Annotated in this window: 25 protein-coding genes; 15 read left to right on the forward strand and 10 right to left on the reverse strand. The window is 71.1% G+C overall.

Annotated features, from left to right (window positions below):
• Positions 1-166: 166 nt before the first annotated feature.
• Complete coding sequence (locus ABNF97_RS26030; protein WP_349340116.1) at positions 167-2,281, reverse strand: SpoIIE family protein phosphatase; 2,115 nt, start codon at positions 2,279-2,281, stop codon at positions 167-169.
• 330 nt (positions 2,282-2,611) lie between these two features.
• Here ABNF97_RS26030 and ABNF97_RS26035 point away from each other — a divergent pair, with 330 nt between their 5' ends.
• Entirely contained in the window at positions 2,612-6,979 is a 4,368-nt protein-coding gene (locus ABNF97_RS26035) for a HAMP domain-containing protein (protein WP_130461547.1), read from the forward strand.
• Between the two features lie 43 nt (positions 6,980-7,022).
• On the forward strand, positions 7,023-7,577 hold the full coding sequence (locus tag ABNF97_RS26040) for a response regulator (protein ID WP_349340117.1): 555 nt from the start codon (positions 7,023-7,025) through the stop codon (positions 7,575-7,577).
• 67 nt (positions 7,578-7,644) lie between these two features.
• On the opposite strand, the gene ABNF97_RS26045 is transcribed toward ABNF97_RS26040, so the two are convergent.
• The gene (locus ABNF97_RS26045; protein ID WP_130461549.1) at positions 7,645-7,980 is read right to left on the reverse strand and encodes an anti-sigma factor antagonist; all 336 of its coding nucleotides are present in this window, start codon (positions 7,978-7,980) and stop codon (positions 7,645-7,647) included.
• 167 nt (positions 7,981-8,147) lie between these two features.
• On the opposite strand from ABNF97_RS26045, the gene hemL reads away from it, so the two are divergent.
• The 7 genes from hemL (at position 8,148) to ABNF97_RS26080 (ending at position 14,933) form a co-directional block, all read left to right on the forward strand.
• The gene (gene hemL / locus ABNF97_RS26050; RefSeq protein ID WP_349340118.1) at positions 8,148-9,485 is read left to right on the forward strand and encodes a glutamate-1-semialdehyde 2,1-aminomutase; all 1,338 of its coding nucleotides are present in this window, start codon (positions 8,148-8,150) and stop codon (positions 9,483-9,485) included.
• Between the two features lie 5 nt (positions 9,486-9,490).
• Positions 9,491-10,141, forward strand: a complete 651-nt coding sequence (locus ABNF97_RS26055) for a histidine phosphatase family protein (protein ID WP_130461551.1) — start codon at positions 9,491-9,493, stop codon at positions 10,139-10,141.
• 1 nt (position 10,142) lies between these two features.
• Positions 10,143-10,739 carry a redoxin domain-containing protein gene (locus tag ABNF97_RS26060; protein ID WP_130461552.1) on the forward strand — a complete coding sequence of 199 codons (597 nt, stop codon included), beginning with the start codon at positions 10,143-10,145 and terminating at the stop codon, positions 10,737-10,739.
• Positions 10,740-10,806: 67 nt separating this feature from the next.
• Entirely contained in the window at positions 10,807-11,664 is an 858-nt protein-coding gene (locus tag ABNF97_RS26065) for a cytochrome c biogenesis CcdA family protein (RefSeq protein ID WP_349340119.1), read from the forward strand.
• Positions 11,664-13,337: a cytochrome c biogenesis protein ResB gene (locus tag ABNF97_RS26070; protein ID WP_130461554.1), complete on the forward strand. Its 1,674-nt coding sequence runs from the start codon at positions 11,664-11,666 to the stop codon at positions 13,335-13,337. The genes ABNF97_RS26065 and ABNF97_RS26070 overlap by 1 nt, the downstream gene beginning before the upstream one ends.
• Complete coding sequence (gene ccsB / locus ABNF97_RS26075) at positions 13,337-14,374, forward strand: c-type cytochrome biogenesis protein CcsB (RefSeq protein ID WP_130461555.1); 1,038 nt, start codon at positions 13,337-13,339, stop codon at positions 14,372-14,374. Before ABNF97_RS26070 ends, ccsB begins: the two co-directional genes overlap by 1 nt.
• A gap of 130 nt (positions 14,375-14,504) precedes the next feature.
• On the forward strand, positions 14,505-14,933 hold the full coding sequence (locus ABNF97_RS26080; RefSeq protein ID WP_349340120.1) for a VOC family protein: 429 nt from the start codon (positions 14,505-14,507) through the stop codon (positions 14,931-14,933).
• A 22-nt stretch (positions 14,934-14,955) separates the two neighbouring features.
• Here ABNF97_RS26080 and ABNF97_RS26085 read toward each other — a convergent pair whose 3' ends face one another.
• From ABNF97_RS26085 to ABNF97_RS26095, 3 genes are all read right to left on the reverse strand, one after another.
• A complete protein-coding gene (locus ABNF97_RS26085) occupies positions 14,956-16,254 on the reverse strand; it encodes an RNA polymerase sigma factor (RefSeq protein WP_502930553.1) in 1,299 nt (432 codons plus the stop codon).
• 53 nt (positions 16,255-16,307) lie between these two features.
• Complete coding sequence (locus tag ABNF97_RS26090) at positions 16,308-16,679, reverse strand: YciI family protein (protein ID WP_130461558.1); 372 nt, start codon at positions 16,677-16,679, stop codon at positions 16,308-16,310.
• A 78-nt stretch (positions 16,680-16,757) separates the two neighbouring features.
• Positions 16,758-17,483: a DUF998 domain-containing protein gene (locus tag ABNF97_RS26095; RefSeq protein WP_349340122.1), complete on the reverse strand. Its 726-nt coding sequence runs from the start codon at positions 17,481-17,483 to the stop codon at positions 16,758-16,760.
• 268 nt (positions 17,484-17,751) lie between these two features.
• Between ABNF97_RS26095 and ABNF97_RS26100 the strand changes: the two genes are divergently transcribed.
• Positions 17,752-18,381 carry a LysE family transporter gene (locus ABNF97_RS26100; RefSeq protein WP_130461560.1) on the forward strand — a complete coding sequence of 210 codons (630 nt, stop codon included), beginning with the start codon at positions 17,752-17,754 and terminating at the stop codon, positions 18,379-18,381.
• Between the two features lie 217 nt (positions 18,382-18,598).
• Here the strand turns inward: ABNF97_RS26100 and ABNF97_RS26105 are convergent, their stop codons facing one another.
• Both ABNF97_RS26105 and ABNF97_RS26110 read right to left on the reverse strand, forming a co-directional pair.
• The gene (locus ABNF97_RS26105) at positions 18,599-18,970 is read right to left on the reverse strand and encodes a DUF1330 domain-containing protein (RefSeq protein WP_130461561.1); all 372 of its coding nucleotides are present in this window, start codon (positions 18,968-18,970) and stop codon (positions 18,599-18,601) included.
• The gene (locus tag ABNF97_RS26110) at positions 18,967-19,317 is read right to left on the reverse strand and encodes a nuclear transport factor 2 family protein (protein ID WP_349340123.1); all 351 of its coding nucleotides are present in this window, start codon (positions 19,315-19,317) and stop codon (positions 18,967-18,969) included. The genes ABNF97_RS26105 and ABNF97_RS26110 overlap by 4 nt, the downstream gene beginning before the upstream one ends.
• Positions 19,318-19,436: 119 nt before the next feature.
• Between ABNF97_RS26110 and ABNF97_RS26115 the strand changes: the two genes are divergently transcribed.
• From ABNF97_RS26115 to mqnP, 4 genes are all read left to right on the forward strand, one after another.
• Positions 19,437-20,216: an MmyB family transcriptional regulator gene (locus ABNF97_RS26115; protein ID WP_130461563.1), complete on the forward strand. Its 780-nt coding sequence runs from the start codon at positions 19,437-19,439 to the stop codon at positions 20,214-20,216.
• 117 nt (positions 20,217-20,333) lie between these two features.
• Complete coding sequence (locus ABNF97_RS26120) at positions 20,334-20,744, forward strand: hypothetical protein (protein ID WP_130461564.1); 411 nt, start codon at positions 20,334-20,336, stop codon at positions 20,742-20,744.
• Between the two features lie 100 nt (positions 20,745-20,844).
• Positions 20,845-22,308, forward strand: a complete 1,464-nt coding sequence (locus tag ABNF97_RS26125) for a menaquinone biosynthesis decarboxylase (protein ID WP_349340124.1) — start codon at positions 20,845-20,847, stop codon at positions 22,306-22,308.
• Entirely contained in the window at positions 22,305-23,207 is a 903-nt protein-coding gene (mqnP, locus tag ABNF97_RS26130) for a menaquinone biosynthesis prenyltransferase MqnP (RefSeq protein ID WP_349340125.1), read from the forward strand. The genes ABNF97_RS26125 and mqnP overlap by 4 nt, the downstream gene beginning before the upstream one ends.
• A 41-nt stretch (positions 23,208-23,248) precedes the next feature.
• On the opposite strand, the gene ABNF97_RS26135 is transcribed toward mqnP, so the two are convergent.
• From ABNF97_RS26135 to ABNF97_RS26145, 3 genes are all read right to left on the reverse strand, one after another.
• Positions 23,249-23,902, reverse strand: coding sequence for a phospholipase D-like domain-containing protein (locus ABNF97_RS26135; RefSeq protein ID WP_349340126.1), 654 nt, complete (start codon positions 23,900-23,902; stop codon positions 23,249-23,251).
• A gap of 149 nt (positions 23,903-24,051) precedes the next feature.
• Positions 24,052-24,588 (reverse strand): GNAT family N-acetyltransferase, encoded by a 537-nt coding sequence (locus tag ABNF97_RS26140; RefSeq protein WP_130461568.1) that lies wholly within the window; start codon positions 24,586-24,588, stop codon positions 24,052-24,054.
• A gap of 10 nt (positions 24,589-24,598) precedes the next feature.
• On the reverse strand, positions 24,599-25,816 hold the full coding sequence (locus tag ABNF97_RS26145) for a helix-turn-helix domain-containing protein (protein WP_165436636.1): 1,218 nt from the start codon (positions 25,814-25,816) through the stop codon (positions 24,599-24,601).
• Positions 25,817-26,315: 499 nt separating this feature from the next.
• Between ABNF97_RS26145 and ABNF97_RS26150 the strand changes: the two genes are divergently transcribed.
• Positions 26,316-26,501 (forward strand): hypothetical protein, encoded by a 186-nt coding sequence (locus tag ABNF97_RS26150; protein WP_349340127.1) that lies wholly within the window; start codon positions 26,316-26,318, stop codon positions 26,499-26,501.
• The last annotated feature ends 50 nt before the right edge of the window (positions 26,502-26,551 follow it).

Genomic DNA, 26,551 nt, shown 5'->3' on the forward strand with positions numbered 1-26,551 from the left:
TCGATCGCAAGGGTTCCGTCCTTCCCTGGGCGGGGGTTAGGGAACGGCCGGCCTTCGCGTACGCAAGGGAATGCTATCCACGCACTCGACGCATGTAAATACTTAACTTAACGAATGTTCAGTCGTGAAGGTTTTCTCCAAGCACTCTGGTGCGGGGCGGGTGTGGTCAGCCGGTCGCGTCGTTGCGCAGCACCAGGATGGCGATGTCGTCCCGGGGCGACTCGACCGAGAAGTTGATCGCCGCGGCGCGCAACCGGGCGGCCAGCACCTCCGCCGAGTAACCGGCCAGCGGCGCCGCCGCGTCCCGCAACCGCTCGACGCCGAAGAGTTCCCGGCCGCGCCGCCGTTCGGTCACCCCGTCGGTGTAGAAGACCAGTGCGTCACCGGGGCCGAGCCGCACCTCCGTGACCGGCGAGGTGATCGAGTCGAGCAGGCCGAGCGCGGTACCTCCGGAACCCACGAACGACGTCCGCCCGTCGGCTCGGACCAGCACCGGCCGGTCGTGGCCGGCCAGATAGAGCGAGACGGTGAGCCGGCCGGTCGGGTCCCGGTCCACGGCGGCCAGCGCCAGCGTGCAGTACCGGCCGCCACCCCGTTCCACCAGCGTGCCGTTGAGTCGGGCCAGCGCCTCCGGCAGGGGCTTGCCGTCGCCGACCAGGACCCGGATCACGTCCCGGACCAGGCCGGTCACCGTCGCCGCCTGAACGCCCTTGCCGGAGACGTCCCCGACCACCACCAGCCAGCGATCCTCGGCCAGCGGTACGACGTCGTAGAAGTCACCGCCGACCTCCGCCGCGTCCCCGGTCGGCACGTACTCGGCGGCGAACCCGATGCCGTCCACCACCGGCAGCACCGGCGGCAGCAGCGACTGCTGGAGGGTGTGTGCCACCTTCCGCCGCTCGTCGTGGATCCGGGCGTTCTCGATGGCCAGCCCCGCCCGCCGGGCCACGTCCTCCAGTACGGCGATCTCGTCCGGATCGTGCCGGTGCCGCTGGTGTCGGCCGACCGCGAGGGTGCCGAGCCGCTGCCCCCGGGCGACCAGCGGGATGGCGAAGCCGTCCATCGGGGCGCCGATCGGCACCTGTCCCTGGCTGCGGGACGCCTCGCGCAGCCGGGACTGCACCGACTCCGGGCCCTCCTCGGAGAGCATCTTGTGCAGCTGTGGCAGCACCGCCTCGTCGGCGTGGGTGGCCGAGGCCAGTTTCAACCGTCCCCACTCGTCGGTGACGTGCACCGCGCACCACTGCCCCAGCCGGGGCACCACGAGCTGCGGAATCAGCGCCATCGTCAGCTCGACGTCGAGCGACTGGGCGAGCAGTTCGCTCGCCTCGGCGAGGAAGGTCAGCCAGGTCTGCCGGCGCACGTCGGCCCGACGCAGCCGGTCGTTCTCCAGGTGCAGGGAGAGCCGCTCGGCGACCAGCGCGGCGAGTGGGCGGGCGTACCCGGAGGGGGCCGCGTCGAGCTCCAGCTCCCCGGCGTACGGCCGATGCACGGTCAACGGCACCCGGATCAGCTCGTCGCCGGCGCGGGGCTGCCGGCCGTACCGGGCCAGCAGTTGCCAGCCCGCGCCGTCGCCCCGGTCCAGACGTACCGCCCCGCCGGCCGCGCCGACCATGTCGCCGAGCCGGACCAGCAGGTCGGCGGCGAAGTTGGGCAGCGGGTCGTCGGCGTACGGGTCCGGGACGGTCTGCATCAACGCGCTCATCGCCCCGGCGCTCGGCGCGGACGGGCCGGGTGGGCCGGTGATGCCGCTGATGGCGCCGGTGACGCCGCTGATGGCGACGGCCTGCGCCGCCTCCAGCGGGTACTGCACCGGGCCGGCCCGGCCCTTGCGGTCGAGCCGGAACCAGACACCCTTGCCGGTGGCCTGGTGTGTGGTGCCCCACCGGCTGGCGAAGTGGTCGACCAGGAGCAGTCCGCGGCCCCGCTCGGACACCTGCGAGATGTCCGTCAGGTCGTTTCTGGGCCGGGCCGTCACGTCCTCGATCGGTCCGGCCGCGAAGTCGGAGACCGTCACCGTCAGGCCCGAGGCGTCCGCCACGACCTCGATGTCCAGTTCGGTGCGGGCGTGTTCCACCGCGTTGGTGGAGAGTTCGGTGGTGAGCAGCAGCGCCTCGTTGAGCAGTTCCTCAAGGCCGGCCTCGTCCAGCACCGACCGGACCAGGGCGCGGGCAGCCGCCGGGGTACGCCGGTCGGCGGGTAGCCGAACCCGGCGCAGCTGATCGCCCGTGCCCCCGGTGGACGCTCCGCCGGTGCCCGTGCCGCCCGCCTCCGCTGACACCCTTCGTATCCTCCGCCGATCCGAGATCCAGGCCACCCTATCCGGGCCGGCCACGCCCGTGCCCGGTCGCGGCTCAGGGCGGTCCGAGCGGGGCCGCGCTAGGCTGGGCCCTGCCCAAGTTGACCGTTCTGCCCGCTTTACCTCGTGGCCTGTCCCACCGGCGGCCGCTGGTGTGCGTCGAGGGTGGCATCGGATGGACGAAAGGCACAATGATGGGTGTGGCCGCCGCCCGAGCGGAACCATCCGGACCGGCGGAGCGGATTCGCCGACCACCTGGCGGCGCGGGCCGGCCGGGCTGGCCCACCTCCTTCGAAACCTGAGCGAGGAACGATGACCACGGCGAAACAGATCTCTGCCGAGGAGCGGTCCGCCGCCGAGGACGCGGTGCTGCTCAGCGAGCTCGTCGACGCGCTGCGGCGGGTCCGTCGCGGCGATCTGAAGGCCCGGCTACCGCGCCGGGCCGGTGTCGCGGGCGAGGTGGCGGACGCCTTCAACGAGGTGGTTTCGGTCCAGGAGCGGCAGCACCTCGACCTGCGCCGGATCAGCCGGACCGTCGGTCGGGACGGCCGGCTCACCGAGCGGCTGGACGAGGAGGGGCTGGACGGCTCCTGGGCCGAGGGACAGCGGGCGATCAACCAGCTCATCGACGATCTCGGCCGGCCGACCACCGAGATAGCCCGGGTCATCGCGGCGGTCGCCGACGGCGATCTCTCCCAGCACATGGCGCTGGAGATCGACGGCCGGCCGCTGCGCGGCGAGTACCTGCGGATCGGCCGCACGGTCAACACGATGGTCGACCAGCTCTCGTCCTTCTCCAACGAGGTGACCCGGGTGGCCCGGGAGGTCGGCACGGAGGGTGAGCTCGGCGGCCAGGCCGACGTACGCGGGGCCGCCGGCACCTGGAAGGACCTCACCGACTCGGTGAACACCATGGCGTCGAACCTGACGTACCAGGTGCGGTCGATCTCGCAGGTGACCACGGCGATGGCCCGGGGAGACCTGTCGCAGAAGATCACCGTCTCGGCCAAGGGCGAGGTCGCCGAGCTGGCGCACACCATCAACGGGCTGACCGACACACTGCGGCTCTTCGCCGAGCAGGTGACCCGGGTCGCCCGGGAGGTCGGCACCGAGGGCAAGCTCGGCGGCCAGGCGGACGTGCCGAACGTGGCCGGCACCTGGAAGGACCTCACCGACAGCGTCAACTCGATGGCGTCGAACCTGACCGCGCAGGTGCGGAACATCGCCCAGGTGTCGACGGCGGTGGCCCGGGGTGACCTCAGCCAGAAGATCACGGTGGCCGCGCAGGGCGAGATCCTGGAGCTGAAGGACACCGTCAACACGATGGTGGACCAGCTCTCGTCGTTCGCCGACGAGGTGACCCGGGTGGCCCGGGAGGTCGGCATCGAGGGCAAGCTCGGCGGCCAGGCCCAGGTACGCGGCGTCTCCGGCACCTGGCGGGCACTGACGGAGAACGTCAACCAGCTCGCCGGCAACCTCACCTCGCAGGTCCGGAACATCTCCCAGGTCTCCACCGCGGTGGCCAAGGGTGACCTGTCGCAGAAGATCACCGTTGCCGCGCAGGGCGAGATCCTGGAGCTGAAGTCGACGGTGAACACGATGGTGGACCAGCTCTCGTCGTTTGCCGACGAGGTGACCCGGGTGGCCCGGGAGGTGGGCACCGAGGGCAAGCTCGGCGGTCAGGCCGAGGTGAAGGGGGTCTCCGGCACCTGGCGCGATCTCACCGACAACGTGAACTCGATGGCGTCGAACCTGACCGCCCAGGTCCGGAACATCGCCTCGGTCACCACGGCGGTGGCCAAGGGTGACCTGTCGCAGAAGATCACCGTCGACGCCCGGGGCGAGATCCTGGAGTTGAAGTCGACGGTGAACACGATGGTGGACCAGCTCTCGTCGTTCGCCGACGAGGTGACCCGGGTGGCCCGGGAGGTGGGCACCGAGGGCAAGCTCGGCGGTCAGGCCCAGGTACGCGGCGTGGCCGGCACCTGGCGGGACCTGACCGACAACGTGAACTCGATGGCGTCGAACCTGACCGCGCAGGTGCGGAACATCGCCCAGGTGTCGACGGCGGTGGCCCGGGGTGACCTCAGCCAGAAGATCACCGTCGACGCGCAGGGCGAGATCCTGGAGCTCAAGCAGACGGTGAACACGATGGTCGACCAGCTCTCGTCCTTCGCCGACGAGGTGACCCGGGTGGCCCGGGAGGTCGGCACCGAGGGCAAGCTCGGCGGTCAGGCCCAGGTGAAGGGGGTCTCCGGCACCTGGCGGGACCTGACCGACAACGTGAACTCGATGGGCTCGAACCTGACCGCCCAGGTCCGGAACATCGCCTCGGTCACCACGGCGGTGGCCCGGGGCGACCTGTCGCAGAAGATCACCGTGGACGCGCAGGGCGAGATCCTGGAGCTGAAGGACACCGTCAACACGATGGTGGACCAGCTCTCCTCGTTCGCCCAGGAGCTGACCCGGGTCGGCCGGGAGGTCGGCGTCGAGGGCAAGCTCGGCGGTCAGGCCCAGGTGAAGGGGGTCTCCGGCACCTGGCGGGACATCACCGAGAACGTCAACCAGCTCGCCTCCACGCTGACCACCCAGCTCCGGGCGATCGCCCAGGTCTCCACGGCGGTCACCACCGGCGACCTGACCCAGCGGATCGCCGTACAGGCCCAGGGCGAGGTCGCCGAGCTGAAGGACAACATCAACCAGATGATCGTCACGCTCCGGGAGACCACCAAGAAGAACGCCGAGCAGGGCTGGCTCGACTCCAACCTGGCCCGGATCGGTGGCCTGCTCCAGGGGCAGCGCGACCTCGGCGAGGTCTGCCGCATGATCATGACCGAGGTGACGCCGCTGGTCGACGCGCAGCTCGGCGCGTTCTTCCTGGCCGACACCGACGAGGCGGTGATGCGGCTGCGACTCACCGCCTCGTACGGCTACGTGGCCCGGCACCACGACGTCACGTTCGGCCCCGGCGAGGGGCTGGTCGGGCAGGCCGCGCTCTCCCGGCGGACGATCCGGGTCGGTGCACCGCCGAACGGCAGCCTCACGGTCCGCTCCGGACTCGCCGCCACGCCCCCGGCCGACCTGGTGGTGCTGCCGGTGCTCTTCGAGGGCGAACTGCTCGGCGTCATCGAGTTCGCCGGCGTCTCGCCCTTCTCCGACCTGCACCTGGCGTTCCTGGAGCGGCTGGTGCTCACCATCGGCATCGCGGTGAACACCATTCAGGCCAACCGGCGTACCGAGGAACTGCTCTCGCAGTCCCAGCGGCTCGCCCACGAACTTCAGGAACAGTCCGCCGAACTCCAGCGCACCAACGCCGAGCTGGAGGACAAGGCGCAGCTGCTCTCCGAGCAGAAGGGAAACATCGAGACCAAGAACCGGGAGATCGAGCTGGCCCGGATCGGTCTGGAGGACAAGGCGCAGCAGTTGGCCCGGGCCTCGGCGTACAAGTCGGAGTTCCTGGCGAACATGAGCCACGAACTGCGTACGCCGCTCAACTCGTTGCTGCTGCTGGCCCGGCTGCTGGCGGACAACTCCGAGAACAACCTGACCGAGAAGCAGATCGAGTTCGCCCGGACCATCCACAGCGCCGGTTCCGACCTGCTCTCGCTGATCGACGACATCCTCGACCTGTCCAAGATCGAGGCGGGTCGGATGGACGTGGAGCCGACCGAGGTGCGGTTCTCCGAGATCCGCAGCTACGTCGAGCAGGCGTTCGCGCCACAGGCCGAGGAGCAGGGCCTGGACTTCCAGGTACGCATCTCCAAGGAGCTGCCGCCGATGCTGGTCACCGACGCCCAGCGGTTGCAGCAGATCCTCCGCAACCTGCTCTCCAACGCGGTCAAGTTCACCGACAACGGGGCGGTGACGTTGCGGATCGGGCCGGCGCCGGAGGGGGCGTTCTTCGACGTACCGGCGCTGGCGACCGCGCACCAGGTGGTGGCGTTCACCGTCATCGACACCGGCATCGGCATCTCGGACGACAAGCTCGGGCTGATCTTCGAGGCGTTCCAGCAGGCCGACGGGACCACCAGCCGGCGGTACGGCGGCACCGGGCTCGGGCTGTCGATCAGCCGGGACCTGGCCCGGCTGATCGGCGGCACCATCACGGTCTCGTCGGCACCGGGGCAGGGCTCGACCTTCACCCTCTTCGTGCCGGACGTACTGGCGCCGGACGCGGTGGTCGCCCCGGTGCCGGTACCGCCGATGCAGACGCCTCGGGGCGGGCTGCCCGCCATGCTGCGTACCCAGAGCGAGCCGGACCGGCCGATCACCCCGGCTGCCCGGCAGCTCGACGGCGCCACGGTGCTGATCATCGACGACGACGTCCGCAACGTCTTCGCCCTGACCAGCGCGTTGGAGCTGCACGGCATGACCGTGCTCTACTCGGACAACGGGGTGGACGGGGTACGCCTGCTCGCCGAGCATCCGGAGGTGGACATCGTCCTGATGGACGCGATGATGCCGGACCAGGACGGTTACGAGACCACCCGGGCGATCCGCCGCAACCACCGCTTCACCGACCTGCCGGTGGTGTTCCTGACCGCCAAGGCGATGCCGGGGGACCGCGAGTCGGCGCTCGGCGCCGGTGCGAGCGACTACATCACCAAGCCGGTGGACCTGGACGAGTTGATCGAGCTGATGGCCTCCTGGGTCACCGGCGGACGGGAGGTCGAGGGGTGAGCGCGGATGACACGGGCACGATCCGGGGCGAGGGGACGATCGAGTGAGCGAGCTGGCCAAAGCCCTGCTGGTCGACGACCGGCGGGAGAACCTGATGGCGCTCGAGGCGATCCTCCAGGGCCTGCCCGTCCAGTCGGTCGCGGTGGAGAGCGGCGAGGCGGCGCTGAAGCAGCTCCTGGTGGAGGACTTCGCGGTGATCCTGCTGGACGCCCAGATGCCGGAGATGGACGGTTTCGAGACGGCCAGCCACATCAAGCGGCGGGAGCGTACCCGGCACGTGCCGATCATCTTCCTCACCGCCGCTGACCGGGACGCCCAGCTCGCCCTGCGCGGGTACGCCGTCGGAGCGGTCGACTACCTGACCAAGCCGTTCGACCCGTGGGTCCTCCGGGCCAAGGTCTCGGTCTTCGTCGAACTGTGGGTGAAGTCGCGACAACTCGCCGCACAGTCCGAGCTGGTCCGGGAGCGGGACAACCAGTGGCGGACCATGACCGAGGCGGTGGACGTCGCGGTGGCGCTGCTCCGGTCGGACACCCCGGAGAGCCGGGACCGGGCCGTGGAGGTGTTGGAACAGGCGCGATGGGGTGCGGCGGCCTGACGTTCCGCAGTGGCCCGACGCTCTGTGTTGGTCCGACGTCCTGCGGTGTGGTCTGACCTCCGCCGGGTCAGCCGGTGGACTGCCCGTTCCGGATCATCAGGGCGGAGCGCAGGCCGGTGATGTCCAGCACCCGGAGCAGGAAGTCGCCGACGTTGGTCAACATCAGCAGGCTCTGCGAGTGGCTGGCCTTGCGGCTGAGGACGACCAGGGTGCCTAGGCCCTGCGAGTCGCAGAAGGTGACATCGGTCAGATCCAACACGATCCGGGACGGTGCATCGGCGAGCACCTCGTTGACGACGCTGGACAGCCTGGCGGCGGTGAGCATGTCGATCTCGCCGGCGAGGATGAGTGTCACCTCGTCGGTGCCGCGCCGCACGCCGATGGTCAGGTCCGCCCGGTTCACCCGATTAGCCTATCGCGACCTACCCCAACCGGCCTCTGCTGGCGCTTCGCCCCGCCGGCAGCGCACCGCACCGGGCGCGCCGGACGGCCCGCCCCGGGCGTGACGTGGGCGACGGCCCGAGGGGTGGGTGCCGGGCGCACAGACAGCGCTGACAGAATGGCGACACCGTGACTGAGACGTACCCCGCCGGCCCCGGTCGCTATCCGGCCGCGGCACCGGCCTCCCAGGCCCTGTTCGACCGCGCCCGCGCCCTCGTGCCGGGCGGGGTGAATTCTCCCGTGCGCGCGTTCCAGGCCGTCGGCGGCACGCCCCGGTTCATGGCCCGCGGTACCGGGCCGTGGCTCTTCGACGCGGACGGCCGACGCTACGTCGATCTCGTCTGCTCGTGGGGGCCGCTGATCCACGGCCACGCCCATCCCGAGGTGGTCGCCGCGGTGCAGGCCGCCGCCGCCAACGGGACCAGCTTCGGCGCCCCGACCGAGGCAGAGGTCGAGCTGGCCGCCGAGATCGTCGCGCGCACCCCGGTCGAGCAGGTCCGGCTGGTCAACTCGGGGACCGAGGCGACGATGTCGGCGATCCGGCTTGCCCGGGGCTTCACTGGACGGGGCCGGATCGTCAAGTTCGCCGGCTGCTACCACGGGCACGTCGACGCCCTGCTCGCCTCGGCCGGCTCGGGGGTCGCCACCCTCGGGCTGCCGGACTCGCCCGGGGTCACCGGCGCGGCGGCGAGCGAGACGGTCGTGCTGCCGTACAACCACGTGGCGGCGGTCGAGGCGGCCTTCGCCGCCCAGGGGTCCGAGATCGCCGCGATCATCACCGAGGCGGCGCCCGGCAACATGGGTGTGCTGGCGCCCCGGGACGGCTTCAACCAGGCGCTGGCCCGGATCGCCCACGCGCACGGCGCGCTGCTGATCCTCGACGAGGTGATGACCGGGTTCCGGGTCTCGGCGGGCGGCTGGGCCGGCCTCGAACCGGTCGACGCCGACCTCTACACCTTCGGCAAGGTGATGGGCGGCGGGCTGCCGGCGGCGGCGTTCGGCGGCCGGGCCGAGGTGATGGGAAGACTCGCCCCGGCCGGTCCGGTCTACCAGGCCGGCACGCTCTCCGGTAACCCGCTGGCCACCGCGGCCGGGCTGGCCTCGCTGCGGCTGGCCGACCGCGCGACGTACCAGCGGCTCGACGAGCTGGCCGGCACCGTCGGCAAGCTGGCGAGCGACGCGCTGGCCGCCGCCGGGGTGCCGCACCGGCTGTCGTACGCCGGGAACATGTTCTCGATCTTCTTCACCGGCGCGGACGTCCACGACTACGACACCGCCCGGACCCAGGACGTCGCGGCGTTCCGGGCGTTCTTCCACGCGATGCTGGCCGGCGGGGTCTACCTGCCGCCCAGCTCCTTCGAATCGTGGTTCGTCTCGACGGCGCTGGACGACGCCGCGCTGGGGCAGATCGCGGCGGCGTTGCCGGTCGCGGCGGAGGCTGCGGCGGCGGCCGGTCACGGGGGGTAGGGAACGTGGGCAGCACAACGGTCGTGCACGTACTCCGGCACGGTGAGGTGTACAACCCGGAGAAGATCCTCTACGGCCGGCTGCCCGGCTTCCGCCTCTCCGAGCTGGGCGTGCAGATGGCGAAGGCGGCCGCCCAGGCGCTCGCCGAGCGGGACATCACGCACGTGGTAGCGAGCCCGCTGGAGCGGGCCCAGCAGACGGCGGAGCCGATCGCGGCGCAGTTCGGGCTGCCGGTCGGGGTGGACGAGCGGCTGATCGAGAGCGCCAACTGGTTCGAGGGAAAGCGGGTCTCGCCCGGCGACGGCTCGTTCCGCGACCCGCGCAACTGGTGGGTGCTGCGCGACCCGGTCACGCCGTCCTGGGGCGAGGCGTACAGGCTGATCGCCGAGCGGATGTTCGCGGCCCTGCATGCGGCCCGGATCGCCGCCGAGGGGCGGGAGGCGGTCTGCGTCTCCCACCAGCTTCCGATCTGGACCCTGCGCCGGTACGTCGAGCACAAGCGGCTCTGGCACGACCCGCGCAGGCGGCAGTGCGGGTTGGCGAGCCTGACCTCGTTCCACTTCGACGGCGCCAAGATCGTGGGTATCGGCTACACCGAGCCGGCCGCGCACCTGGTCGCCATGTCGCCGACCGCGCGGACGGCCAAGGGGGCTTGACGTGAACCGCCCCCGGCGAGCCGCCGGCCTCGGCGCGCTGATCGCGGTCGCCGTGACGCTGGCCCTGGCTGGCTGCTCGGGCGGCGGCGGGGGCGGAAGTGACTGGAAGGGCGAATGCGCGACCACGGACGGCATCGTCGAGTGCGCGCCGGAGCACCGCCCGGCGGCTCCGGCGCTCGCCGGTGAACTGCTGGCCGGTGGGGCGTACGACCCGGCGCAGGGACGCGGCCGGGTGGTGGTGGTCAACTTCTGGGGTTCCTGGTGCGCGCCGTGCCGGGCCGAGGCCGACGACCTGGAAGCGACCTACCGGGCGACCAGGGACCGGGGGGTGCACTTCCTCGGCATCAACATCCAGGACGGGCGGGACAAGGCGAAGGCCTTCGAGGCCGCCTACCAGGTGAGCTATCCGAGCCTCTTCGACCCGCCGAGCCGGCTGGCGCTGGCCTTCGACATCCCGCCCAACTCGATCCCGGCCACCGTCGTCCTCGACCGCGAGAACCGGATCGCGGTGGTGATCCGGGCCGGGGTGACCCGGGACCGGCTGGAGCCGATCGTCGCCCGGGTCGCCGACGAGCAGCCACCGAGCGGGCCGAACTGATGGGCGGCCTGCGGATGGGCGGCCTGCGGACGGGCGAGGGCTCGACGCTGACGGGCGGGCTGGGCTGATGGGCAAGACCTTCGCCGAACTGGCCGTGAGCGGACCGGTGCTGCTGGCCTTCGGCGCGGCCGCGCTGGCCGGCCTGGTCAGCTTCCTCTCGCCGTGCGTGCTGCCGCTGGTGCCGGGCTACCTGTCGTACGTCACCGGGCTCGCCGGCAGCGACCTGGAGCAGCGCCGCGCCGGGACCGACGGCGCCACCGGCGAGCCGGCGGTCCCCGGCTCGCCGACGCCGGCGGACGAGCCGGCAGGTGCCGCAGTGGCGGTGGCGGTCCGGTCGCCCCGGGCCGTCCGGGGTCGGGTGCTCGCCGGCACGCTGCTGTTCGTCGCCGGCTTCACCGTCGTCTTCACCCTGACCGCCGTGCTGGTCACCGCCGCCGGGCAGGCGCTCTTCGCGCAGAAGCGCCCCCTGGAGATCGGCATCGGCATCGTGATCATCGTGTTGGGGGTCTCCTACCTCGGGCTGGTCCCCGGGATGCAGCGGGAGTTCCGGATCCGCCGGCTCCCCGCCGCCGGCCTGCTCGGTGCCCCGGTCTTCGGCGCGGTCTTCGCGCTCTCCTGGGTACCCTGCGTCGGCCCGACCCTCGGCGCGGTGATCGGAATGGGCACGGCGAGCGGTCAGGCCGACCGGGCCGCGCTGCTCGCCGTCGCGTACTGCCTGGGGTTGGGGTTGCCGTTCGTGGCCTTCGGGCTCGGCTTCTCCCGGCTGCTCGGGCTGTTCCGGGCGGTGCGCCGGAACAGCCGCTGGGTCACCCGGGTCGGCGGGGCACTGCTGATCGCGATCGGGTTGGCCCTGGTCACCGGCGGTTGGCAGGACCTGGTCATCTGGTTGCAGACCACGTTCGGGGTCGGCGAGGTGAGCATCTGATGTCGATCGAGCAGCACGGTCGGGGCACCGGGTCGGCGGGCGCGCCGACCGGCGTCGCCGAGGCCGAGCCGCCGGCGCCCGGCGGCCCGGCCGGGGGCGGCCGGCCCTCCGGGGTACGCCGGACCCCGCTGCCGCTGGCCCTGCTGCGCAACTCGTGGCGGCAGTTGACCAGCATGCGTACGGCGCTGATCCTGCTCTTCCTGCTCGCCCTGGCCGCGATCCCCGGCTCGGTGCTGCCGCAGCGCAACATCAACATCGAGAACGTCAACCGGTTCGCCGCCGAGCATCCCGATCTCTTCCCGGCGCTGGACCGGCTCGGCGGCTTCGACGTGTACGCCTCGCCGTGGTTCTCGGCGATCTACGTACTCCTGTTCACCTCGCTGGTCGGCTGCATCCTGCCCCGACTGCGCGACCACCTCCGGGCGCTGCGCGCCGCCCCGCCACCGGCGCCGAAGCGGCTGGACCGGCTGCCCCGGCACGCCGTGCTGACCGACCACGACGGTGACCTGGCCCGGATCGCGGCGGCGCTGCGCGGGCGGCGCTGGCGGGTGGCGGTCCGTGGCGACACCGTCTCGGCGGAGAAGGGCTACCTCAAGGAGACCGGCAACCTGCTCTTCCACCTCTCGCTGCTCGGCGTGCTGCTCGGGGTCGGCCTCGGCTCCTGGTACGGCTGGCACGGCAACCTGCTGCTGGTCGCCGGCCCGGAGAACGCGTACTGCAACACCCTCCAGCAGTACGCCGAGTCGGAGCTCGGACACCGGGTGGACGCCGCCGACCTGCCGCCGTTCTGCCTGGAACTGACCGACTTCACGGCGACGTTCCTGCCGAGCGGGCAGCCGGAGTCGTTCCGGGCCGAGACGATCGTGGAGCAGGGTGACAGGGCGCCGTACCGGGCGAGCTTCTCGGTCAACGATCCGCTGCGGCTGGACGGGGCCAGCGTCTACCTGCTCGGGCACGGCTATGCGCCGATCCTGCGCTACACCGACCGCAACGGCGTGTCGCAGACCAGCGACGAGGCGTTCCTCAGCATCGACGGCAACCTCACCAGCGAGGGTGTGGCGGCCTTCCCGGACGTGAACCTGGACCCGGTGACCGGTGCGCGCAACCCCGATCTCCAGGTCGCCTTCGAGGGGCTGTATCTCCCGACCGCGCCGGACTCGCCGCCCTTCACCCGCTCGATGTACCCGGCGGAGCGCTCCCCGGCGGTGATGCTCTTCGCGTACCGGGGCAACCTGGGGATGGACGCCGGGATTCCCGGGTCGGTCTACCGGCTCGACCAGCGCCAGGTGAGCAGCGGCAGGCTGACGCAGATCGGCGAGGGCAAGCTGCTGCGCCCGGGTGAGAAGTGGACGCTCGACGACGGTACGTCGGTGGAGTTCCTCGGCACCCGCCAGTACGTCACCATCTCGGCCCGGTACGACCCGGGCGAGCGGATCGTGCTGATCAGCTCGGCACTGCTGCTGGTCGGACTGATGACGTCGCTGTTCGGGCGGCGGCGCCGGGTCTGGTTCCGCCTTTCTCCGGCACCGGCCGACACGACCACGACAGGTCGTAGTAGTTTGTTGGAGATCGGTGGTCTGCCGCGCACCGAGTACGCGGGGTTCGCCGACGAGTTCGACCGGCTCGTCGCCGCGACGCGACCCGATCCGGCGACGGAAGAGGGGACCGACTGATGGCTGCGCTCTCCGACCAACTCCTGGTGGTCGCGATCCTGTGTTACCTGCTGGCGATGATCTGCCACGCCGTGGAGTACGCCTTCGGCACCCGCAGTGTCATCGGCCGGGCGGCGGCCCGGCCGGAGCGCGCGCGGGTGCTGGTCGGGGCCGGTGTCGGCGCGGCCGGCGGAACCGGCCCGGCCGACGAGCCGGGCCCGGTCGCCGACACGGCGCTTCCCGACACGGCGCTCTCCGGCTCGGACGCGTCGGTGCCGGCCGGCGGATCGGGGCCGTATCGGGCGGTGCTGGCCGGCCGGACCGCCGTCGCGCTCACCGGGCTCGCCGCGCTGGTCCACCTCGCCGTGCTGGTCACCCGGGGCATCGCCGCCGAGCGCATGCCGTGGGGCAACATGTACGAGTACCTGCTCTCGGTCACCTTCGTCGGGGTGGTCGGCTGGCTGGTGCTGCTCTACCGGCGCCCGACGCTGCGGCACCTCGGGCTCTTCGTCGCGCTCGCCATGGTGCTGCTGCTGGCCGTCGCCGGGCTGCTGCTCTACGTGCCGATCGTGCCGCTGGTGCCGGCGCTCGACTCGTACTGGTTCGTGGTGCACGTGGCGACGATCGCGGTCTCGTCCGGCATCCTGCTGCTGGGTGCCGTGCCGGCGGTGATGTACCTGATCCGGCACGGCCACGACCAGGGCAAGCGGAGTTTCCCGTACAGCCTGGGGGCCCGGGTGCCGGCCGCCGACACGCTGGAGCGGTTGACCTTCCGGCTGCACGCGTTCGCCTTCCCGATCTTCACCTTCGCGGTGATGGCCGGCGCGGTCTGGGCCGAGGCGGCCTGGGGACGGTACTGGGGCTGGGACCCGAAGGAGATCTGGGCCTTCATCTCCTGGGTGGTCTACGCCGGCTACCTGCACGCCCGGGCGACGCCGAGCGTGAAGCGTCCGGTGGCGACCTGGATCGCCGTGCTCGGCTTCCTGACCATGCAGATGAACCTGTACGGCGTGAACATCTTCTTCGAGGGCCTGCACTCGTACGGAGGCCTCGACTGATCCTTCCGTCGTCGCCGCTGGGGCATCTTCAGGCTTGACTTATATAAGCGAGACCTGAAAGATAGGGGTAGTACGTGCGGTCGATCGCGCGTACCCACCTGCCACCCGTACCGGGAAGGAGATCCGCGAAGTGTCTGCGATCGCGCCCCAGAAGGTCACCACGTTCCTGATGTTCCAGGACGGCAACGCCGAGAAGGCGATGACCTTCTACACGTCGCTCTTCGACGACGGTGAGGTCCTCGCCGTCGACAGGTACGGCCCCGGCGAGGACGGCGCCGAGGGGTCCGTCCGGCACGCCACCTTCCGGCTCGGCGGCCAGCAGTACATGTGCATCGACAGCAGCGTCACGCACGGGTTCGGCTTCACCCCGGCGGTCTCGCTCTACGTGACCTGCGAGTCGGAGAAGGAGATCGACCACCTCTACGGTGCGCTCGTCGAGGGCGGCCAGGAGCTGATGCCGCTCGGCTCGTACGGCTTCAGCGCCAAGTTCGGCTGGGTCAACGACCGCTTCGGCGTCTCCTGGCAGCTCACCCTGCCGACCGGGGCGGCCTCGGCCTAACCCGCCCCGCCCCGCCCACCCCTCACTCCACCGGACCGGGCGCCGCGTCCGCGTCGGGGGCGGCGGCACGGTGGAGGAAGAGTGCCCGTTCCTGGGCGTTCCGGGTCAGCTCGGCCGCCCTGGTGAACTCGCGCCGCGCCTCCTCCTGCCGGCCCAGCCGGGCCAGCAGGTCACCCCGGACGGCGGGTAGCTGCGGATAGGCCGCAAGGACGGGTTCGGCGAGCAGCGTGTCGACGATGGCCAGACCGTCCGCCGGGCCGGTGGCGTTCCCGACCGCGACCGCCCGGTTCAGCTCGATGATCGGTGACGGCGAGACGTGCACCAGCACCCGGTAGAGCGCGGCGATGCGTACCCAGTCGGTCTCGGCGGCGGTCCGGGCCCGCGCGTGGCAGGCCGCGATCGCCGCCTGCAGGGTGTACGGGCCGATGCCCAGCGACTCGGCCCGGTCCAGGGCGGCCAGCCCGCGCCGGACCAGGAGCCGGTCCCACCGTCGGCGGTCCTGGTCGGGCAGGAGCACCGGCTCGCCGTCCGGCCCGGTCCGGGCCGGGATCCGGGACGCCTGCAACTCCAACAGTGCCACCAGGCCGTGCACCTCGGCCTGCTCCGGCATCAGCCCGGCCAGGATCCGGCCGAGCCGTAGCGCCTCGGCGCAGAGCGCCGGCCGGGTCCAGTCGTTGCCGGCGGTCGCCGAGTAACCCTCGTTGAAAACGAGGTAGACCACCTCCAGCACCGAGCCGAGCCGGTCCGCCAACTCGGCCCGGGGCGGCAACTCGAACGGTACGCGTTTCGCGGCGAGGGTACGTTTCGCCCGGGTGATCCGCTGCCCGACCGTCGGCTCCGACACCAGGAACGCCCGGGCGATCTCGTCGGTACGCAGCCCGCCCAGCAGCCGCAGCGTCAGCGCCACCCGCCCCTCGGTCGGCAGCACCGGATGGCAGGCCGTGAAGATCAACCGCAGCAGGTCGTCGTCGATCCGCTCCGAGTCCAGTGCGGCGGCCAGCTCGGCCTCGGTCGGGTCCGGTCGGCTCTCCACCTCCCGCCCCAGCTCCTGGAGTTTCCGCTGGTACGTCGTGCGCCGCCGGAGCAGGTCGACCGCCCGATGCTTGGCGGTCGACATCAGCCAGCCACCAGGGTTCGCCGGGACCCCCTCCCGGGGCCACTGTTCCAGTGCGACGACCAGCGCGTCCTGGGCGAGTTCCTCGGCGAGCCCGATGTCCTGGACCAGCCGGGCGAGCCCGGCGACGATCCGGGCGGACTCGATCCGCCAGACCGCCTCGACAGCCTCCCGGCTGGCCTGCCGCTTTCGCCCTGCCACCCCCATGACTCCCGATCCAAGCACGCAGATCGGGTTGTCGGGAGCGGGAGTGCGTGGGCTCAGGCGGGCGGCGCGAAGTCCTCGGGGCCGAAGACCCGGAGAACCTCACTCTCGCCCTCCCAGCCCGGCCACATGTCGCGGTGCAGCTTCAGGAACCGGGAGACCCACTCGACGGCCTCCTCCTTCGAGCGCACCTCGTAGACCGCGTAGCTGATCATCTCCTTGGCCTCGGCGAACGGCCCGTCGGTCACACTGAGTTTGCCGGCGGCGACCTGCATCCGGGCGCCCTCCGCGCTCGGCGCCAGTCCGCCCTGGTCGAGCAGGGCGCCGGCCGCGGTCGCCTCCTCACCGAGCTGCATGATCGCCTCCATCAGCTCCGGTGGCGGCGGGGCAATGGTCCGGGTGGCTCGCAACAGTGTCAGGTATCGCATCTTCCGGTCTCCTTCGGTTCGTTGTCTGGCGGGTACGTCGTATGCCGTGCTGCCGGTCGCCGGGCCGCCCCGGTCGGGTCAGCCGGCCCGGGCGGGCGTGGCCCGGCGGTACAGGTGGACGGCCAGGGCCGAGACCCAGGCCCAGGCCAGCACGATCGTGCAGGTGAAGGCGAGGTTGGACCAGACGGCTCCGGCTCCGGCGGCCATCGCCAGGAAGCCGGCGAGGAACAGCACGCCGGTCAGCCGGGAGAAGGCCGCCCAGCCCCGCCGCCCCTCGGTCGAGAACCGCCGGCCGAGCAGCAGGCAGGCCGCGATCAGGCAGCCGAAACCGATGCCGCCGGCCACGAGGTGCAGGGTGCCGTGCCACGTTACCGCCGTGCCGGTCTCCGGGGTGCCGATCGGGAAACCCAGGGCCGGGTCCGCCCGGAACGCGCCGGCCGCGACCAGGCTGATCCCGTACGCCCCGATCAGGCGGGCCGCCCAGCCGGCTCCGGTGCCCCGGGTGAGGCTTCGGCGCAGTCCGACCGCGAGTGCGCAGGTCATCAGCCCGGTCAGCACCAGGTTGGTGATCTGGATCCAGCCGAGCCCGCCGTTGGCCAGCAGGCTCCAGGCGTGCCGGGTCGGGTCGAATCCGTCCCGGGTGAAGGCCTGGGCCAGTGACACCAGGACGTAGCTCGGCCCGGCGAGCACGCCGTACGCCAACAGGGCCCTCGTGACACCGGTCGCCGGGTCGCACGGCTGCCCGGCCGACGGGGCGGCCGGCCCGGATCCGGTGTCCTGGGTCGTCGTGCCGTACTGGTTCATCGTCGTCCTCCTCGGTTCCACTGGGCCGGTGCGTCGCCCGGACCGGCCGCTACCTCTGCCTCGAACGGGCGACGACGGATCCGACAGCTCTGCCTGACTTTTTCCGAGGAATTTCGGGTGACCTCTCCGAGAAGCTCGCCCGACCCCGACCCGACCCGACCCGAGCGGCGCGGCGCGGCTCGGACCAGGGCCACCGGCGGCACCGACGAGTGGTGGCCGGATCTGCCCGAAACGTGCCGTCGGGGCGGCCGGTCGTAGGCTCGGGGCCATGTCCTGGACGACCTATGGCACCTTCCTGCTCTTCGCGGTGGTGCTGATCGTGGTCCCCGGCCCGGACTTCGCGGTGGTCACCCGGAACACGCTCGCCGCCGGTCGCGGGCGGGGCTGGTGGAGCGCAGTCGGCGTCGCCTGCTCCAACGCCGTACAGGGCAGTGCGGCCGCGGCCGGGCTGGGGGCGGTGATCGTAGGCTCCCAGCCGCTGTTCCAGACGATCAAGTGGGTGGGCGTCGGCTACCTCGCCTTCCTCGGGCTCCAGGCGCTGCGCTCGGCCTGGCGCGGCCGGTACGCCCCGATCGGCGGGAACCAGCCCGCCCCGCCCGGGCAGGCCCTCGCCGGCTGGCGACAGGGCTTCCTGTCCAACATCACCAACCCCAAGGTGCTGGCCTTCTATCTCGCGGTACTTCCGCAGTTCGTCGGGGAGCGCGCCCCGCTGGGCGTACTGCTGCTCTTCGCGCTGAGTCACGCGGTGCTCTCGCTGCTCTACCTGCTGACCCTGGTCGGGCTGCTGCACCGGGCACGCCGGGTGCTGTCCCGACGCCGGGTGCGCCGGGCGATGGACGCCGGCACCGGGGTCGCGATGCTCGGCTTCAGCGTCCGGCTCGCCACCGAGCGGGCCTGACTCCCGTCGGCCCTGTGCCTGACCGGTGGGACGCGACGACCGTCCGGGGCACCGCCGGGAGTGTCTTCAGGTCGTGCCCGCGCTCGATCAGCCCGCCAGCGGTGCGACGATGCTGCCCGGCGACGTCGCCGGACATCCCGACCAGTTGGAACCGCAGTCGGGACGTCCGGCGACGCCCACCAGAGGCCGTGGCCACCGGCGGGTGGCCGGTCCGCGCTCAGCTCGCCTGCCTGGTGGGGGCATGCTGGTCCGGGAGGAGCTGCCGGACCTTGTGGACCGCGCGATGGCCTTCGGGCACCCCCTCGACCAGTGCGACCATCGAGGTCGCGTGCGCGGTGCGGAGCGGCAGGATCGCCTGGTAGTCCGGCGACCCGTACCACTCCTGCGCGCTCGCCAGATCGGGGAACTCCAGCAGCACGACGTCGCCGTTCCAGGTTCCCTCATGCCCGACGAGCTGCCCGCCGTGCACGAGATAGCGACCACCGTACGGCGCCATCGTGGCCTCGATCCGCTCGATGTATTCCACGATCTCCGGGCCGACCTCGACGTTCTCCAGGTAACCGATCACGTACCCGCGCGGCGCCGTCATGCCGGCACCCTGTCCAGGAAACCGCGCACGTCCTGGATCCGGCCCGACTCGTCCAGCACCAGGACGTCGAATCCGATCACCAGCGGCTCGGCTCCCTCCGGACCCAGGCCCCAGCGGAATCGCACCTGGCGATGGTGGGCGTCGGCCTCACCGACCTGGGTGAACACGAGCCCCGGAAACTGCGCCTGGACGCCGTCGACGACCGCGTCGATCCCCTCGCGGCCAGCGACCTCGGCCATCGGGTCGGTGTAGGTCGCCCGGGGCGACCAATGTTCGGAGAGCAGCCTCGCCCGCTCGTCACCGGTCGCGTTCCAGGTGGCCAGGTACTGCTGGACGATGCCGTTCATGCTCATTTCTCCCGTTCGTCTCGATCGGCTGACGTCCAGAATTCTGGCCGGGGCCGCGCATCCAATCCATGACCTCGCAGGTCATGGCCTCCCGCACCCGGCCTCCTAAGCTCACGGACATGAGCGTTGCATTCGAGGTCCCGCCGGTCGGCGCGCTGCTGCGGACCTGGCGTGAACGGCGCCGGTTCAGCCAGCAGGAGCTGTCCAACCGGTCGAGGGTCTCCACCCGACACCTCAGCCGGGTGGAGACCGGCAGGGCGCGCCCGACACCGGAGATGCTCATGCGCCTCTCCGACAACCTCGACGTGCCGCTGCGGGATCGCAACCGGCTCCTGCTGGCCGCCGGCTACGCACCGCGCTATCAGGATCGTCAATTGGACGACTCGTCGATCGCGGTGGTGATGGACGGCCTGCGCCGACTCCTCGACGCCCACCTGCCGTACCCCGCGTTGCTGCTGGACGAGTACTGGGACATCGTCGACGCCAATGCTGCCGTCGATCAGCTGCTGGCCGGTTGCGCGCCGGAGCTGCTGGAGCCGCCGATCAACGTGGTCCGGGTCTGTCTGCACCCGGATGGGCTGGCCGGTCGGATCGGCAATCGCGCGGAGTGGGGCGGTCATCTGCTGCAGCAGGTGCGCCACCGTGCCGACCGCACCCATGACCAGCGGCACCGCGAGCTGGCCGCAGAGATCGCCGGGTACCTCGACAAGCCCGATGCCGTCCCCCTCCGCACGGGACCGGTGATCACCCTTGAGATCGAGGTGGACGGCTTCCCGCTCCGGTTCTTCAGCACCTCCGCCACGCTCAGCACCGCCACCGACGTCGCCCTGGAAGGGCTGCATCTGGAGACGTTCCTGCCAGCCGACGAGGAGACCCGACGCCGGTTCGATCAGCGGTAGACCGATCCCGCACCCTTCCGGCCGGCCTCACAGAGTCTTGCTGTTGACAAGATCGCTGCTGGATGGGAATCTAGACGATGTAAAGTTCGGTTTCGTCGCGCCGACGGGGAGAATGTGATGTCGTCCGCCACCCAGAACACCGCCGCCATCCTGCTGATCACCGTTTCGACCATCGCCTTCGGCGGGTTGTCGCTGCTCATGCACCTGGTCCGCCGGATACCCGGCTATCTGGACAACCCCGTCCGGCGGGCGCTCTGGACCGCCGGGCACGCCCACGCGGGCGTACTCGTGCTGTTCGCGCTCGTCGCGCTCCTCTACCTGGACCGGGCCGACTACGGCGACGGCATGCTGACGCTCATCCGGGTCCTGCTGGTCGCCGCGCCGATCCTGATGCCGCTCGGCTTCTTCCTCTCCGTCGTACGCCCCTCGGACACCAGGCCCAACAAGCTGATCTGGCTGGTCGGAGCCGGTGGGCTGAGCCTGACGGTCGGCACCCTGCTGCTCGGCGTCGGCCTGCTCGGGCGGTGACCGTCTGGGCGCGGCCACCAGGGCCGTCGACGGGGAGCCCGGTCACCGCGAGGGGACCCGGCCGTGCCGCCCTGACCGGCGGTGCGACAGACTAGCGGCCATGGCGGCTCGTGGCTTCCCGTACACCGACCTCCGGGAGTTCCTCACCGTGCTGGAGGGCGCCGGCGAGTTGCGCCGGGTCCCGGTGCCGGTCGACCCGACGCTGGAGATCAGCGAGGTGGTGACCCGTACCGTCCGGGCGAACGGACCTGCCCTGCTCTTCGAGCGCCCCACCCGGGGTGAGATGCCGGTCGCGATCAACCTCTTCGGCACCGAGCGGCGGATGGCGATGGCGCTCGGCGTCGACCGGCTCGACGAGATCGGCGAGCGGATCGGCGCGCTGGTCAAGCCGGAGCTGCCGGTCGGCTGGTCCGGCATCCGCGAGGGCCTGGGCAAGGTGATGCAGCTCAAGTCCGTACCGCCGAAGAAGGTCAGGACCGCCCCCTGCCAGCAGGTGGTCTACCGGGGCGGCGACGTCGACCTGAACCGGCTGCCCGGGCTCCAGGTCTGGCCCGGCGACGGCGGGATCTTCCACAACTACGGGTTGACCCACACCAAGCACCCGGAGACCGGCAAGCGCAACCTCGGGCTCTACCGGTTGCAGCAGCACTCGCACAACACCCTCGGCATGCACTGGCAGATTCACAAGGACTCGACCGCGCACCACGCCGTCGCGGAACGCCTCGGTCAGCGGCTGCCGGCGGCGATCGCCATCGGTTGCGACCCGGTGGTCAGCTACGCCGCCTCGGCCCCACTCCCCGGCGACATCGACGAGTACCTCTTCGCCGGCTTCCTGCGGGGCGAGCGGGTCGAGATGGTCGACTGCCTGACCGTGCCGCTCCAGGTGCCCGCGCATGCCCAGATCGTGCTGGAGGGCTACATCGAGCCCGGTGAGCGGCTGCCGGAGGGGCCGTTCGGCGACCACACCGGCTACTACACCCCGGTCGAGCCGTTCCCGGTGCTGCACGTCGAGGCGATGACCACCCAGCGGGAGCCGGTCTACCACTCGATCATCACCTCCAAGCCGCCGCAGGAGGACTACGGGCTCGGCAAGGCCACCGAACGGATCTTCCAGCCGTTGCTGAAGCTGCTGATCCCGGACATCGTGGACTACGACCTGCCAGCCGCCGGGGTCTTCCACAACTGCGCGATCATCTCGATCCGGAAGCGCTATCCGAAGCACGCCCAGAAGGTGATGAACGCCATCTGGGGAGCCCACCTGATGTCGCTGAGCAAGTTGATCGTGATCGTCGACGAGGACTGCGACGTGCACGACTACGCCGAGGTGGCCTGGCGGGCCTTCGGCAACGTCGACTACGCCCGTGACCTGCTGCTCACCGAGGGGCCGGTGGACCACCTCGACCACTCGTCGTACCAGCAGTTCTGGGGCGGCAAGGCCGGGGTGGACGCCACCCGCAAGCTGCCGACCGAGGGCTACACCCGGGGCTGGCCGGAGGAGATGACCATGTCGCCGGAGATCCGCTCGTTGGTGGACAAGCGCTGGAAGGAGTACGGAGTCTCATGACCGCCGTGGCGGGTGCGCCGGGGCGGGTCAAGTCCTTCCTCCGGCTGGTGGCGATCGAGCACTCGGTCTTCGCGCTGCCGTTCGCCTACCTCTCCGCGCTGACCGCGATGCAGCGGCACGGCGGCCAGGTGCGCTGGCTCGACCTGCTGCTGATCACCGTCGCCATGGTCGGGGCGCGGACCTTCGCCATGGCGGCGAACCGGATCATCGATCGGCAGATCGACGCGCGCAATCCGCGTACCGCCGGGCGGGAACTGGTGACCGGGGCGGTGAGCGTCCGGACCGCCTGGACCGGCGCGGTCGTCGCGCTGCTGGTCTTCCTCGCCGCTGCGGCGGCGCTCAACCCGCTCTGCCTCGCCCTCGCCCCGCTCGCCGCGATCCCGCTGGTGGTCTACCCCTACGGCAAGCGGTTCACCGACTGGCCGCACGCGATCCTGGCCCTGGCTCAGGCGGTCGGCCCGGTCGGCGCCTGGCTCGCGGTCACCGGCACCTTCGCCGGCTCCGGCCCGGCCTGGCTGCTCGGCGCGGCGGTCGGCCTCTGGATCGGCGGCTTCGACCTGATCTACGCCTGCCAGGACACCGAGGTCGACCGTGAGATCGGGGTACGCAGCGTCCCCGCACGCTACGGCCGCCGGTTCGCCCTGCACGCGTCGACCGTCGCGCACGTCGTGACCTTCGGCCTCTTCTTCTGGTACGGCGAACTCGTCGGGCTGGGCTGGCTCTGGTGGGTCGGGCTGCTGCTCACCGCGCTCGCCTTCGGCTACCAGCACGTGGTGGTCACCCCGACCGACCTGTCCCGGGTCAACCGGGCGTTCTTCACCGCCAACGGGTTCGTCGGGATCGCCCTGTTCGTCTTCGCCCTGCTCGACCTGGTGGTCCGGCTGCACCTCGCGGCCTGAGACTTAGGTTCCTGCTCTCGGGCCCAGAGTCGGGCATCGGGTCACTGGACTGGGCGGCCTGCCGCCCACAAATGCTCGACGTGGGCGGCGTAACGGTCGAACAACCCGCCGTCCTGCCGGCGACGTAAATGCATCGTCGGGGAGTCGTGGCCCATCTGGTCGGCTAGGTGCGTGCACACCAGCATGTCCGCGTCGAACCGAAACACGGACAGCGCGATGTGCCGGTCCGAGTAGCGGCCCGCCACCGATGGCGCGCTGTCGCGGAGCTTCCCGAACTCGTCAAGCGTCACCCGGATTCGGGTCGAGACGGTCAGCGGTACTCCCTCGATCCGCTCGCGCTCGGCCGTGACCGGGCTGTCCGGGTCGCCCACCAGGAAGCGCACCTGCACCCCGGCGTCGGCGCGCTTGCGCAGCACGCCGCGCAGGCCGGGCAAGTCCAGCCACAGGAAGTAGTTCGTGTATCCAGCGAAGAGCAGCTCGTCCTTGGCGTCGCCTATCAGGTCCCGCCACAGCGATCGGGGCACCAGCGACCGGTTCGGGTACGCGCTGACGATCTCTCGGTCGTAGCCGGTCTTCACGGCGGCGCGTAGGGCCGCAGGCCACAGGTTCTCCACGTCGATCTCCAGTGCGGCGGCGACCGCGTACCGGTGACGCGGATGCGGTGTCCGACTGGCGTTCGCCACCCATCGGGACACGGTCTTCTCGTCGACACCGACAGCGGACGCTAGTTCAGCTTCGGTCATCTTCGCACTGGCGAGCGCGAGGCGGAGAGGGTCGTCGTCTGGTACGGCGAACTCGTCGGGCTGGGCTGGCTCTGGTGGGTCGGGCGGCCGCACCTCACCGCCTAGGAAAGCTTCCCTGTCAGCGGAAGTACGAGCACATCCATCGGCGGAATCAGCTTCGGCCGGATGGTGCCGTACTGCTGCCAGCCCATCCGGTCATAGAGCTGGCGGGCCGGGGCCGCCGGGTTGCTGGCCAGGATGGCGCACGGCTCCGGCCGGTCGGCGAGCAGCATCGCCAGCAACCGCCGTCCGACGCCTCGGCCTCGGTACGGTCGTCGGACCATCCACTCCGGGATCGTCAACTTCGGCACGTCGAGCAGGTGCCCCGGAGGGTCGTCGACTCGCGGCTCCATCCACCCGCCGGCCGGCATCGTGTGCCCGTACGCCACGCCAACGAGCTGCTCCCCGTCCATGGCCCGGGCCAGACTGAATCCGGATTGCCGGCAGTGGTCGCGGAACCAACGCCGGAACTGGGCCGTGTGCTCCGGACCCTCCTCGTACGGCGGCTCCGCGTACACCTCGGCGTACAGGCGCTCCAGCTCCAGCGAGAGCGGACGGGCCTGGTCGGCGTCGAGCAGTTCGTACACCAGGGCGGGCATGGCCGGCAGCCTACCGAGCCGGCAGGGCCACCAGCCGGTCCCGCAGGTCCTCGGCCTCGACCCGGCGCCGATCCGCGTCCGGGACCGTCGCGACAACCTGCCGGGCAACCTCGTACAACAGCGCGTTGTGCTGGTCGACGGGCAGCTCGTCCAAGACGTCGGCAGCGTACCGAAGCCCGTCGGCGACGTGCCCGGCCTGGATCAGGCACGACGCCCGGTGCATCTGCAACTGGGCCCGCTCGCGCGCCAGGTCGACCGGGTACAGCTCCAGCGCCCGATCCTGGGCGGCCATTGCCGACGCTGTGTCCCCGACGTGGGTATGCACGTACGACTGGGTGTAGCGCAGCCGGACCTCCGGCCAGCCGAACATCGAATCGGCGTCGGCGACGACGGCAGCCGGGAGTCGGTCGGTGACATCGCTGAGCGTCTGGAGCGCGGCCGTCGCTTCGTCGGCCCGGCCGGCGACGGCGAGCGCCTGAGCCCGGCCGGACAACACCCCGGCGGTACCCCGGCAAGGGCGGCCGTTCGCCAACGTCACCGCCTCGTCGGCCAGAGCGAGGATCTGTCGGATGGGCCGGCGCTCGTAGGTGCCGTTGACGGTCTCCCAGTCTCGGGCCCAGAGCCGGGTATCAAGGTCACCGGACTGGTCGGCCTGCCGTCGGGCAGTACGCCACCACCGGCGAGCCAGGTCAACCTGGCCGGTAGAGGCGAGCGCCATCGCCATGATGACGGCGAGCTGTCCGGCGGCCCGGAGTAAATCGCGGTTGGCGGGCTCAGCCGCGAGCATGTGCTGCAACACGGTCAGGTCCAGTCCGAGTTGCTCGACCAGCCGAGCCGGCGGGGTGGTGTAAAAGTCTCGGGCGTAGTCGGTGGCGATCATGTTCCACTCGTCTGGACCGGCACCGATGCTGCTGTCGAGCCCGTGCCGGATGGCCTCTACCGCAACCGTCGGGGTCGACGCGCCGAGCGCCAGCCCCATCAGAACCGTCCGCCGCCGCACCTCGGCCCCCGTTCTCGTCGCGCTCTCCGTCCGGTGTGCCGCCACCAGGGCGCCGCCGGCGCCGACCGTCTGGTCGCAGATCTCGGCCCACTCCGGCGAGCAGCGGCGTTCGCCCCGCTCGATCTGCCCGACGTAACCGAAGTCAATTCCCGCGACCTCGGCGAACCGGCGCAGGGACATACCGCGTTCCCGCCGGAGGCGACGAAGCATCTGGCCGAAGTCTTCCACAGACCCTCCCCGAGTGGTGTGGGCTGCTGTATGGCCCACAGGGGACCACTGCTCACTGCTCGCGGTTGCGCTCGGTACCTGCGACGGTACCCACACGGGATAACGAGCGGCATCCCCAGCTTGGCGCGGTGACCGCCGGCGTCGGCCTACCGCCCGCGTCCCGGCCGGTCCGGAGCCCCCGTCCCCCGGACGCCCCGGGCCGGCACCAGTCATCCACACCGCTGAGCGGCGCTCCGTGAATTGGTGTTCCGGGGTGTCGTGGCGCACCTGGAGGTCACGACATGTTGACGACCGTACGACGCTGGACCCCCCGCTGGTTCTGCCGGGGCCGGGTTCGGGATTACCGCCGGGATGGTCGGCGGTGGTTGCGGGTGTCGGGGCCGAACCGGTGAGCCGGCCGCCGCACATTCCACCGTCGGAGATTCCGGATCTGCCGGTGGATACCCGGGTCCGGTTTGAGCCTGGTGAGTGGTCTCACTACTACCAGGGTGCGGACGTTGTGGGGTATGTCGATATTCGGATCGTGCAGGTGGACAAGGGCGTCACTCGATTCGACGGCGGCTACCTGTGGGTGTGGGTACGTGGACATGATCCGTTGTGTTGTCATTGGGAGTCGGTGCCGCCGCACAGGTTGTGTATGGAGTTGCTGGCCCGGGTGGACGTGCTGGCCCGGCATGCCCGGTAGTCCTCAGCCGGGGGATGTGTTGCGGATCGACGGCCGGGCGTCGGTGCAGT

The organism is Plantactinospora sp. B6F1, from assembly GCF_040120695.1.
Taxonomy (GTDB): Bacteria; Actinomycetota; Actinomycetes; order Mycobacteriales; family Micromonosporaceae; genus Plantactinospora.

Bases quoted from the DNA above. Each gene is read 5' to 3' on its own strand.
- ABNF97_RS26085 (WP_502930553.1), bottom strand. From the start codon at position 16,254: ATGGGGGTGGCAGGGCGAAAGCGGCAGGCCAGCCGGGAGGCTGTCGAG.
- ABNF97_RS26065 (WP_349340119.1), top strand. From the start codon at position 10,807: ATGGGCAAGACCTTCGCCGAACTGGCCGTGAGCGGACCGGTGCTGCTG.
- ABNF97_RS26140 (WP_130461568.1), bottom strand. From the start codon at position 24,588: ATGCCCGCCCTGGTGTACGAACTGCTCGACGCCGACCAGGCCCGTCCG.
- ABNF97_RS26095 (WP_349340122.1), bottom strand. From the start codon at position 17,483: ATGAACCAGTACGGCACGACGACCCAGGACACCGGATCCGGGCCGGCC.
- ABNF97_RS26120 (WP_130461564.1), top strand. From the start codon at position 20,334: ATGTCGTCCGCCACCCAGAACACCGCCGCCATCCTGCTGATCACCGTT.
- ABNF97_RS26090 (WP_130461558.1), bottom strand. From the start codon at position 16,679: ATGCGATACCTGACACTGTTGCGAGCCACCCGGACCATTGCCCCGCCG.
- ABNF97_RS26070 (WP_130461554.1), top strand. From the start codon at position 11,664: ATGTCGATCGAGCAGCACGGTCGGGGCACCGGGTCGGCGGGCGCGCCG.
- ABNF97_RS26110 (WP_349340123.1), bottom strand. From the start codon at position 19,317: ATGAACGGCATCGTCCAGCAGTACCTGGCCACCTGGAACGCGACCGGT.
- ABNF97_RS26125 (WP_349340124.1), top strand. From the start codon at position 20,845: ATGGCGGCTCGTGGCTTCCCGTACACCGACCTCCGGGAGTTCCTCACC.
- ABNF97_RS26035 (WP_130461547.1), top strand. From the start codon at position 2,612: ATGACCACGGCGAAACAGATCTCTGCCGAGGAGCGGTCCGCCGCCGAG.
- ABNF97_RS26100 (WP_130461560.1), top strand. From the start codon at position 17,752: ATGTCCTGGACGACCTATGGCACCTTCCTGCTCTTCGCGGTGGTGCTG.
- ABNF97_RS26105 (WP_130461561.1), bottom strand. From the start codon at position 18,970: ATGACGGCGCCGCGCGGGTACGTGATCGGTTACCTGGAGAACGTCGAG.
- ABNF97_RS26115 (WP_130461563.1), top strand. From the start codon at position 19,437: ATGAGCGTTGCATTCGAGGTCCCGCCGGTCGGCGCGCTGCTGCGGACC.
- ccsB (WP_130461555.1), top strand. From the start codon at position 13,337: ATGGCTGCGCTCTCCGACCAACTCCTGGTGGTCGCGATCCTGTGTTAC.
- mqnP (WP_349340125.1), top strand. From the start codon at position 22,305: ATGACCGCCGTGGCGGGTGCGCCGGGGCGGGTCAAGTCCTTCCTCCGG.